Origin of the sequence: Streptomyces colonosanans (genome assembly GCF_001866645.1) — a bacterium.
GTDB lineage: Bacteria > Actinomycetota > Actinomycetes > Streptomycetales > Streptomycetaceae > Streptomyces > Streptomyces colonosanans.
The window spans coordinates 1-9,828 of record NZ_MLYP01000113.1 but is presented as its reverse complement, the minus strand read 5'-3'; the positions used below and the strand labels follow the sequence as shown (position 1 = coordinate 9,828).

The 9,828-nt window shown below is 72.0% G+C and carries 11 protein-coding genes; 6 read left to right on the top strand and 5 right to left on the bottom strand.

The features are described 5' to 3' along the window. Nucleotides 1–274: 274 nt before the first annotated feature. Both BIV24_RS30030 and BIV24_RS30025 read right to left on the bottom strand, forming a co-directional pair. The gene (locus BIV24_RS30030) at nt 275–958 is read right to left on the bottom strand and encodes an ABC transporter ATP-binding protein (protein WP_071369624.1); all 684 of its coding nucleotides are present in this window, start codon (nt 956–958) and stop codon (nt 275–277) included. Next, the gene (locus BIV24_RS30025; RefSeq protein WP_071369623.1) at nt 955–2,043 is read right to left on the bottom strand and encodes an ABC transporter permease; all 1,089 of its coding nucleotides are present in this window, start codon (nt 2,041–2,043) and stop codon (nt 955–957) included. Before BIV24_RS30025 ends, BIV24_RS30030 begins: the two co-directional genes overlap by 4 nt. 171 nt (nt 2,044–2,214) lie before the next feature. Between BIV24_RS30025 and BIV24_RS30020 the strand changes: the two genes are divergently transcribed. Together BIV24_RS30020 and BIV24_RS30015 are read left to right on the top strand one after the other, a co-directional pair. Next, entirely contained in the window at nt 2,215–3,435 is a 1,221-nt protein-coding gene (locus tag BIV24_RS30020; protein WP_071369622.1) for a sensor histidine kinase, read from the top strand. Continuing rightward, nucleotides 3,432–4,067 carry a response regulator gene (locus tag BIV24_RS30015; protein WP_071369621.1) on the top strand — a complete coding sequence of 212 codons (636 nt, stop codon included), beginning with the start codon at nt 3,432–3,434 and terminating at the stop codon, nt 4,065–4,067. Before BIV24_RS30020 ends, BIV24_RS30015 begins: the two co-directional genes overlap by 4 nt. A gap of 72 nt (nt 4,068–4,139) precedes the next feature. Here BIV24_RS30015 and BIV24_RS34715 read toward each other — a convergent pair whose 3' ends face one another. From BIV24_RS34715 to BIV24_RS30005, 3 genes are all read right to left on the bottom strand, one after another. Beyond that, complete coding sequence (locus tag BIV24_RS34715; protein WP_177198876.1) at nt 4,140–4,310, bottom strand: hypothetical protein; 171 nt, start codon at nt 4,308–4,310, stop codon at nt 4,140–4,142. A gap of 21 nt (nt 4,311–4,331) precedes the next feature. Further along, nucleotides 4,332–5,294: an SCO1860 family LAETG-anchored protein gene (locus tag BIV24_RS30010; RefSeq protein WP_071369620.1), complete on the bottom strand. Its 963-nt coding sequence runs from the start codon at nt 5,292–5,294 to the stop codon at nt 4,332–4,334. Nucleotides 5,295–5,497: 203 nt separating this feature from the next. Continuing rightward, nucleotides 5,498–6,589 (bottom strand): amidohydrolase family protein, encoded by a 1,092-nt coding sequence (locus BIV24_RS30005; RefSeq protein WP_071369619.1) that lies wholly within the window; start codon nt 6,587–6,589, stop codon nt 5,498–5,500. A gap of 257 nt (nt 6,590–6,846) precedes the next feature. On the opposite strand from BIV24_RS30005, the gene BIV24_RS34710 reads away from it, so the two are divergent. The 4 genes from BIV24_RS34710 to ectA all read left to right on the top strand — a co-directional run. Then, complete coding sequence (locus tag BIV24_RS34710; protein ID WP_177198875.1) at nt 6,847–6,993, top strand: hypothetical protein; 147 nt, start codon at nt 6,847–6,849, stop codon at nt 6,991–6,993. A 166-nt stretch (nt 6,994–7,159) separates the two neighbouring features. Then, on the top strand, nt 7,160–8,260 hold the full coding sequence (locus BIV24_RS30000) for a pyridoxal-phosphate-dependent aminotransferase family protein (RefSeq protein WP_071369618.1): 1,101 nt from the start codon (nt 7,160–7,162) through the stop codon (nt 8,258–8,260). Between the two features lie 120 nt (nt 8,261–8,380). Then, on the top strand, nt 8,381–8,911 hold the full coding sequence (locus BIV24_RS29995) for a DinB family protein (protein ID WP_071369617.1): 531 nt from the start codon (nt 8,381–8,383) through the stop codon (nt 8,909–8,911). A gap of 331 nt (nt 8,912–9,242) precedes the next feature. Then, a partial coding sequence (gene ectA / locus BIV24_RS29990; protein WP_071369625.1) for a diaminobutyrate acetyltransferase occupies nt 9,243–9,828 on the top strand: 586 nt, incomplete at its 3' end.

Here is a 9,828-nt window from a genome sequence, read left to right as displayed (position 1 = left end):
CGGAAGCCCTCGTACTGGACGTACTTGGGCTTTCGGTCGGCGCGGCGAGTGGGGGTACCCCCTGCTCGAAGAGCTTGGGGGAGGCGTGCCGGGCGTCGCGACGGGGCAAACGTTGCCTGTTGCGGCACTAGATGCACCATGGCCCCCTGCGCGTTCTTCGCCCCGTACAGATCCGCTCCCGGCCCGTACACCGGGACCGAGCACGAAGGGCCTGCCCGATCCCGACAGCCCGGGCGGGCGTCGATGCCGCCGACCTCGTGCTCGTGGTTGTCGGTCAGCCCGCTGGTGTCGGGAGGCTGAGGCGTCCGTCGTGGACTTCGGCGATCTGGTCGACGGCGGTGAGGTGGGTGCGGTCGTGGGTGACCAGGACGGTGGCGGTGGCCTGTTGGCGGGTGAGGCGGGTGATCAGATCGATGACGGCGGCGCCGCGTTCGTGGTCGAGGGCGCTGGTCGGTTCGTCGACCAGGAGGACGGTGGGGTCGTTCATCAGGGCGCGGGCCACGTTGACGCGCTGGCGTTGGCCGCCGGAGAGCTGGTGGGGGCGACGGTGCGCGTGGTCGGCGAGGCCGACGGCGTCGAGCAGTTCCATGGCCCGGTCGCGGGCCTTGGCGGCGGAGCGGCCGTCGATCTCGGCCATGACCTGGAGTTGTTCGGCGGTAGTGAGAGAAGACAGCAGGTTGGGCTGCTGAAAGACGATGCCGATCTTGTGGCGGCGCAGGTCGGTGAGTTCGCCGCGGGTCATGCCGGTGGTGGTGGTTCCGTCGATGGTGACGGTGCCGGCGTCGGCGGTGATCAGGGTGGCGGCGACGGCCAGCAGGCTTGACTTGCCGGAGCCGGACGGTCCGACCACGGCGGTCAGACTGCCCTTGGGCACCTCCAGGGTGACCTGGTCCAAAGCCGTCAGGCGGGAGTCGCCGTCGGGGTAGGTGAGGGTGATGTCGGTCAGCTTCAGGCTCATCGGGCGCTCCCCAGCGCGGTCAGCGGGTCGACGGAGGTGATGCGGCGGATGGACAGGGCGGCCCCGAGCGCGCCGAGCAGGATCATCACAGCGGCCGGGACCAGGACGGTGGCGGGCGTCAGGGCGAAGGGCACCGCCGTGCCGGCGACGATGGCGCCGATTCCGGCGGCGATGCCGGTGCCGATCAGGGCACCGCCGGCAAGCAGGACGACGGCTTGGCCCAGGGCGTCCTTGAGGAGGTGGGCGGTGGAGGCACCGAGGGCCTTGAGGACGGCGATGTCGCCGCTGCGCTGGATGGTCCAGACGGTGAAGAAGGCGCCGATGACCAGGGCGGAGATGGCGAACAGAAAGCCGCGCATCAGTTGCAGGGAACCGTTTTCGGAGGTGTAGGAGCCGATCGCGGACAGCGAGTCGTCCTTGGAGACCGTCCTGGTGCCTGCGGCCTTGTCGACGGCTGTGACGTCGGCGTCGGCGGTGGTGTTCAGGGCGATCACGGTCGCGGTCGGGCCGTCGCTGTCTCCGGTGGGGGTTCCGGTCTTCCGCCAGACGTCGAGACTGGTCCAGACGACCGGGGTGTGACTGAAGGAGGCGTCGCCCCGCACGGCGGCCACCGTCAGCTTCTGACCGGCCAGGGTGAAGGTGCCGCCGACCCTCAGGCCGAGGTCGTCGGCGGCCGTGGTGGACAACACCACCGCGTGCTCGTCGAGCTTGCCGCTGTCCGGAGCGAGGTGGGAACCGGGCTGGACACCGAAGGCGGAGACCCCGACGCTGTTTTCACCGGCGGTGGCCTTGGTGGTGGTGATGCCCAGCGGTTCGGCGCTGGTGACGCCGGGGCTGTCGGCCCACTGCCGCCACTGCTTCTCGGTGACGGTGGAGTTGGCGTACGACAGGTCCTGTCCGTCGCCGGGTGCGTGGAAGGCGATCTTGTCGGCGGGCAGGCCGGTGATCGCGGAGATGTTCTGCTGGCTCAGCCCGGCGGTCAGCCCGGACAGCAGCCCGACGAGCAGGGAGATCAGCACGATGACGGTCCCCATCAGGGCGAAGCGCCCCTTGGCGAACTTCAGATCTCTCCAGGCGACGAACACGGCCTTGGCCCGTCCTTTCCGATGGTGGAAGCGGTATGCCTCCACCATCGCCGTCGGCCCACCGCGTACGCATCTGGCGTGGGGCAGCACTTCGCGGATCGGAAGGCGGCACACGGGTTCTAACTTTCGATGGAAGCCGTTTGGGACCTGATTCCTTAGTCTGGAAGGACTGTGAACACCGCTGCCCCCGCCCTGACCCCGACCACCCGGGCCCTGGCCTGGTGCCTGCACCTGCTGGTCATCGGCCTGCTCGGCCTGACCGGCGGCCGGGCCGTGATCGACGGCCAGCCGCACGCCGGGGCGATCGTCGCCGTGGCGGCGGCGTGCGCTCTGGTGTACGCCGCCGGGCCGCTCCTGCCCCCCGTCCGCCACTCCCGGCGGGCCGCCGCCTGGTGGCTGGCCGCCATGGGCGCCATATGGCTGGTGCTGCTGGCCCTGTCCGCCGACGGGGTGTGGGTGGCCTTCCCCCTGTACTTCCTCCAGCTCCACCTGCTGCCGCGCCGCGCCGGACCGCCCGCCGTGGCCGCCACCGCTCTCGCGGCGATCACCGCCTTCTCCGCCCACCAGGGCTCCTTCAGCCCGGCCATGGCGATCGGCCCCGCAATCGGTGCCGCCGTCGCGGTGGCGGTGGTGTGGGGATACCAGGCCCTGTACCGGGAGAACGAACAACGCAGGCGCCTGATCGAGGAGCTCACCGCCACCCGCGCCGACCTGGCCCAGGCCCAGCACACCGCCGGTGTGCTGGCCGAACGCGAGCGACTGGCCCGCGAGATCCACGACACTCTCGCTCAGGGCCTCTCAAGCATCCAGCTGCTGCTGCGCGCTGCGGAACGCGCCCTGCCCGGCCGGCCCGATGCCGCCGCCCGCCACGTGGAGGCAGCCCGTCAGGCCGCCGTGGACAACCTTGCCGAGGCCCGCCGCTTCGTCGCCGCCCTCGCTCCCCCGGCGTTGGAGGGCACCACCCTGGCCGGCGCGCTGGAACGCCTGTGCGCCACCACCAGCGCCCGCCACCGGATCACCGCACGCTCCCGGCTGACCGGCGACCCGGTGCCGCTGCCGACCGCGCACGAGGTCGCCCTGCTGCGCATCGCCCAGTCCGCCCTCGCGAACACCGTCCGCCACGCCCACGCCACCACCGCCGAGGTCAGCCTCGGCTACCTCGGCGACCATGTCGCCCTCACCGTGGTCGACGACGGCACCGGCTTCGACCCCGACCAGCTGCCCGCGCCCGACCCCGCGAGCGGTGGCTTCGGCCTGGCGGCCATGCGCGCCCGTATCCATGCGCTCGGCGGCACCCTGACAGTCGAATCCGCCCTCGGCCACGGCACCGCCCTGGCCGCCCAGCTGCCCCTCGCACCGCCCGCCGAGACCAAGCCGGAGGCCCGCCCGTGACCGACACCCCCATCCGCCTCCTTCTGGCCGACGACCATCCCGTGGTGCGGGCCGGGCTGCGCGCCGTGCTGGAGACCGAACCCGGCCTCGTCGTGGTGGCCGAGGCCGCGACCGCCGAGGACGCCATCGCCCGGGCCGCCGAGGGCGACATCGACGTCGTGCTCATGGACCTGCAGTTCGGCAAGGGCATGAACGGCGCCGAGGCCACCGCCGCGATCACCGCCCGACCGGGCGCACCCCGCGTTCTGATCGTCACCACGTACGACTCCGACGCCGACACCCTGCCCGCCATCGAGGCCGGCGCCACCGGCTATCTCCTCAAGGACGCCCCTCCCGAGGACCTTGCCGCCGCCGTGCGCACTGCCGCCGCCGGCCGCACCACCCTGGCCCCCGCGGTCGCCGAGAGGCTCATGAACCGGCTGCGCGCGCCCCGCACCACTCTGACCCGGCGTGAGACCGAAGTCCTCGCGCTGGTCGCCGAGGGCCTGTCCAACCAGGCCATCGGTGACCGCCTCCACCTCACCGAGGGAACCGTCAAGTCACACCTGGCCCGCATCTACACCAAGCTCGGCGTCGACTCACGCACCGCCGCCGTCGCCACCGCCACCAGCCTCGGCCTCATCCGCCGCTGAACGGGCCAGGCTCCCGCACCCGTCGGACGTCTCGCGAGGGGCCCGGCACGGGACCCCACCGTCGTGGTCCTGTCAGGGTTCCGCCCGCGTCGTGGTGGAGTCGGCCCGTTCCCCGGTGACCTCGATCCGCCGCGCCCGCGGGCGCGCCATCAGCAACGCCGACGCCGCGTCCTCCGCCCCCGCCGGCCCCAGCGGCATCGGCTGTGCCGGGGCGGGCACGGCGACCGCCGTGCCCGCCCCCATCAGGCCGTCTACCGACTGTTGTCACCCACGACGACGACGCGCCAGCCCCACCACTCCCCCACCGGCGACCAGCAGCGCGACCGCCCCGCCCACGACGTACGGCGTGGCCGAGCTTCCTCCGGTCTCCGCGAGGTTCACCTCCTTCGCGGGCGCCCCCTGGGGCTTCGCGTCTCCCGCGGGTGCTTCCTGCGGCTTCACGTCCTTCGCGGATGCCTTCTCCGGCGCGGAGGACGCCACCGGCGACGACGACGCGACCGGTGCGCCCGTCGGACTCTCGCACGTCGCGCCCGCCAGGGTCACCGTGCCCTTGACCTCCGCCACGTTCAGCTTCAGCGGGTTCACGGACACCGTCAGTTCGAGCGCGGAGGCCGCCGCCGTGCGCGTGGTGGTGCGCGTCGGCGCCACATCGAGGCGTACCTCCCCGATGCCCGGCACCTTCACGTCCGTGGTGCCACCGGCGGACAGCGTCACCTTCCTGCCGAGCACGGTCACCGCGCCCAGCAGGTTCGCCGAGGCGACCGGCTTCTGACCGGCCTCGCAGACCGCCTTCGACGTGACGCCGTCGATCTCGATGAGGGACAGCAACGGCAGACCGGGCACATGGACGCGGGCGTGCGCGAGACGGGTCATGGCCTCCGCGCGCGTCGCGGACACCGTGGCCTTCGACGTGGCGACGTCGGCCCTCAGCACGCTGAACGGGCGCCCGCCGTCGACACCGTCGAGGCGGGCCGACAGCGCGGTCCGTTCTGCGCTCTGCGGCGCCTGCACCTCGTTGAGGGAGACCGAGAGGGGAACGTTCACGGTCTTGTTGAGCAGGGACACGTCGAGCCCGGTGCGCAGCACGACGGCGCCGGCGCGACCGTGGTCGGTGGTCGCGTGCGCGGAGCCCGCGCCGGCCAGCGCCGCGGGAGCGGCGGCCAGGGAGGTGGCCGCCGCGACGGTGACCAGACGGCGTGCGGGCATGCGGAAGTTGATGCGATTCAAGGTGGTGGGACCCCCAGTGAGGACAAGCTTGGGACCCGGAAAGAATCACCGTCCGCGGAACGCTCCGTCAGCAATACCGCGCGACTTCACTCCATCGTGGTGTTCTCGCGTACATGTTCGGAATTCGCGGCACGCTTGTTCCCCGGCGCCGCCACCGCATCACCCGTACCGGGGGCGTGACGGAGGCACGCGGTTGCGGGCGCCTACCCGACGACCTGCCCGTTCAGCACCACCCGCCGCGGCGCCGCCAGCACCCGTACGTCCGCACGCGGATCCGCCTCGTACACCACGAGGTCCGCCGGTGCCCCCTCCTCCAGGCCGGGCCTGCCCAGCCACCGCCGGGCGCCCCACGCGGTCGCCGACAGCGCCGCCACCGGCGGGATCCCGGCGGTCACCAGCTCCGCCACCTCCGCCGCCACCAGCCCGTGGGGCAGCGAACCGCCCGCGTCGGTGCCCACGAACACCGGGATCCCGGCGTCGTACGCGGCCCGCACGGTGTCGTACCGCCGCTCGTGCAGCCGTCGCATATGTGCGGACCAGCGCGGGAACTTCGTCTCCCCGCCGTCCGCGAGCTTCGGGAAGGTCGCTATGTTCACGAGGGTCGGGACGATCGCCACACCTCGCTCGGCGAACAGCGGGATCGTCTCCTCCGTCAGGCCGGTGGCATGCTCGATGCAGTCGATGCCCGCCTCGACCAGGTCCCGCAGCGAGTCCTCGGCGAAACAGTGGGCGGTGACGCGCGCGCCCAGGCGGTGCGCCTCCGCGATCGCGGCCTCGACGGCCTCCCGCGGCCAGCAGGCGGACAGGTCCCCGGCCTCCCGGTCGATCCAGTCGCCGACCAGCTTGACCCAGCCGTCGCCGCGCCGGGCCTCCTGGGCGACGTAGGCGACGAGGTCCTCGGGTTCGATCTCCCAGGCGTAGTTGCGGATGTAGCGGCGGGTGCGCGCGATGTGCCGGCCGGCCCGGATGATCTTGGGGAGGTCGTCGCGGTCGTCGATCCAGCGCGTGTCGGACGGAGAACCCGCGTCGCGGAGCAGCAGGGTGCCGGCGTCACGATCGGTGAGTGCCTGCTTCTCGGAGACGTCGTCGGAAACCGGGCCGTGGGCATCGAGGCCGACGTGGCAGTGCGCGTCGACCAGGCCGGGCAGCGCCCAGCCCTCGACGGTACGGATGTCGCGCGCGCCGACGGGGCGCTCATAGGCGATCCGGCCGCCGACCACCCACACCTCGTCGCGAACGTCCTCGGGCCCGACGAGCACCCGCCCCTTCACATGCAGCACCGCGTGATCGCTCATGTACCGCACCTTAATTCGGCCCCGGCCGGTCCCGTCCACCTGTCGGAGGGCTTCTTCTCGGGAAGTGCCAAGGTCACGGCCCATGATCCTCGCCAAGCAGCTCGCGATCGACAAGGCGATGGCAGTGCGGGGGCGGCGGTCCGCCCGCCCGGTTCCCGGCGCGGGGACCGGGGGGACGGCGGATCAGACGGTCGGGTGGAGGTAGAACGTCTCGTTGCCGCCGGTACCGATGTGGACAAGGCGCCAGCGTCGGCAGCGTGGTGGGAGGCGCCGTCGGACTGGCGGATGATGACGCGGCCGCCGTTGTCGTCCTGGCCCTCGTAGACGTCCAGCACTCGGGTGTCGGCGTTCTCCGGGTGGCGCTGCGTGACGCGTTGGCGGACGTACCTCTCGAACAGCCCTAGGACCGCAGATGCTCGCCCCTGCGCCGTGCGTGCTGTGCGGCACCACCACCCCGCTGAGGCCCCGAGCCGGCGAGGCCGTGCACGACGACCGGCCACCGGTGAAGGGGCGGGACGGGCGCCGGTTACCCTCGACTCCGTCGAACCCGTGAGTGAAGAGAGCACCGCCGTGACCCACCCCTTTCTGGACCTCGCCCCGCTGAGCGCCGACCGCTTCGCCTCGATCGAGGACCGGGTGGCGCGACTGCTCTCCACCGCGCAGGACGTCGTGATCATGCAGGGCGAGGCGCTGCTGCCGCTGGAGGGCGCGATCCGCGGGTGCGCCGGTCCCGGCACGACGGCGCTGAACGTGATCACGGGCCCGTACGGGCAGACCTTCGGCAACTGGCTGCGGGACTGTGGCGCGACGGTCCACGACCTGGCCGTGCCGTTCCACACGGCGGTCACCGCGGACCAGATCCGCGAGGCGCTGGCCGAGCACCCGGAGATCGACTTCGTGTCGCTGGTGCACGCGGAGGCGGCGACCGGGAACACGAACCCGGTGACGGAGATCGGTGCGGTCGTACAGGAGCACGGGGCGCTGTTCTACCTGGACGCCGTCGCCTCGGTCGGCGCCGAGCCGGTGCTGCCGGACGCCTGGGGCGTGGACCTGTGCGTGATCGGCGCACAGAAGGCGATGGGCGGCCCGGCGGGCGTGTCGGCGGTGTCGGTGAGCGAGCGGGCATGGACCCGGATGGCGGCCAACCCGCAGGCGCCGCGCCGCTCGTACCTGTCGCTCCTCGACTGGAAGGAGCGCTGGATCGACGGCGGCCGGAAGGCACTGCTGCACGCGCCGGCACAGCTGGAGATGCTGGCGCTGGAAGCGTGCGTGGAGCGGATCGAGGCGGACGGCCTGGAGACGGTGATGGCCCGGCACCGGTCCGCCGCGGCGGCGACGCGGGCGGGTGCGGTCGCGCTGGGCGGGGGCCTGGAGCCGTATGTGTACGAGGCCGCTCAGGCGGCGCCGGTCGCCACGACGCTGCGGACGCCGTCCGGTGTGGTCGCGGCGGAGCTGGTGGCGAAGTCCCTGGAGGCCGACCCCGCGCTGCCGCTGGCCGCGGGCGGGGGCGCGCTGGCCAAGGAGATGATCCGCGTCAACCACTACGGGGCCGACGCGACGGTGGAGGTCGTCCAGGCGAGCCTGGCCGCGCTGGGCACCGCGCTCGGCGCGTCCGGGGCGGCGGTGGACGTGGAGGCGGCCCGGCAGGCGGCCGCGGCGGCCTGGAAGTAGGACAGCAATGCACGGGGGCGGGGCCGGAGGGTCCCCGCCCCCTGGGGGCGCCGTGACGCGTCGCGGATCGCCGCTCGCTGAAAACGCACCGTCGTCACATCCCTCTGCCATGCTCCCCGCATGACCACCAACGCGCCCCAGACCCTCCCCGACGGCCGCCCGGTCCCCCTGATGACCGGCGAGGAGCGGCCCATGCTCGAAAGCTGGCTCGACTTCCACCGGGCCACGCTGGAGCTGAAGTGCGCGGGGCTCGATGACACCCAGCTGCGGCTCGCGTCGGCCGAGCCGTCGGCGCTGACCCTGCTGGGGCTGGTCCAGCACGTTGCCGAGGTCGAACGGAACTGGTTCCAGCGGGCGTTCGGGGAAGCCGGACTGCCTCCGGTGTTCGAGGAGGAGACGGGGTACCGGCTCAGCCCGGGGCGTGGGCTCGACGAGGCGCTCACCGTGTGGCGGCGGGAGATCGCCTGCGGACGCGAGGTGTGCGCCGGCCTCTCCCTCGATGATGTGGGGCGGATCCCCGGCGGTGGCTCCATGAACGGGCTGGAGGTCAGCCTCCGCTGGGTGTACGTGCACATGATCGAGGAGTACGCCCGTCACAACGGCCACGCGGACATCGTGCGGGAACGCATCGACGGGGTGACCGGCGCCTGAAATCGACATTATTCAACGGCCCCCTTCCGTCATAATTCTCGAATTCCTCCAGAACAGCTCCCCGCATTCTCCTGCCCGCTTTCCCACGGCTTAAACGCAGAGATTCCCACGGACGCCAACCACCGTAATCCGGGCACGCCCCATAGGGATTGCCGGAGTGTGATCGACCCCACATCACGCCCCTTTTCGCCCGTTATTCCATGGACAAAATCTCACCAACCACCCCGGCCTTCGCGTGAACGTGCGCGCCCGCGCGATAACACACAAGGCCTCCGCCCGTAACCCCGCACGGCGATGCGATTTCGCATTTACCTGGGTAAATTCCATTTGCATGACCGCCGCACAAGCAGACCTGCAAGCGGAATTCCTCGAATTGCCGGAGGGGGTACGGATCGACCATCCGGAGGTGACGGACGGGGCCGCACTCTGGCGCATCGCCAAAGACTCCGAAGCCCTCGACCTCAACTCCTCCTACAGCTACCTGCTGTGGTGCCGTGACTTCGCCGGCACCTCGGTGGTGGCGCGCACCGGCGACGGACGGCCCGTCGGGTTCGTCACCGCGTACCTGCGGCCCGACCGCCCGCGCACCCTCCTGGTGTGGCAGGTGGCGGTGGACACCGCCCACCGCGGACGCGGGCTCGCCGCGCGCCTGCTCGACGTGCTCATGGCGCGAGTGACGACCGAGCACGGGGTGACCGGGATCGAGACGACGATCACCCCCGGCAACACCGCCTCCGAACGGCTCTTCACCTCGTTCGCCGCCCGGCACGGCGCAAGCGTCGAGCGCGATGTCCTGTTCGAGGCGGGCCAGTTCCCCGACGGACCGCACGACCCCGAGGTCCTCTACCGCATCGGCCCCCTCCCCGCCCACCCCGCACGCACTCCGTCCCTCCCCCACGTACCGAGGAGCGTTTCCG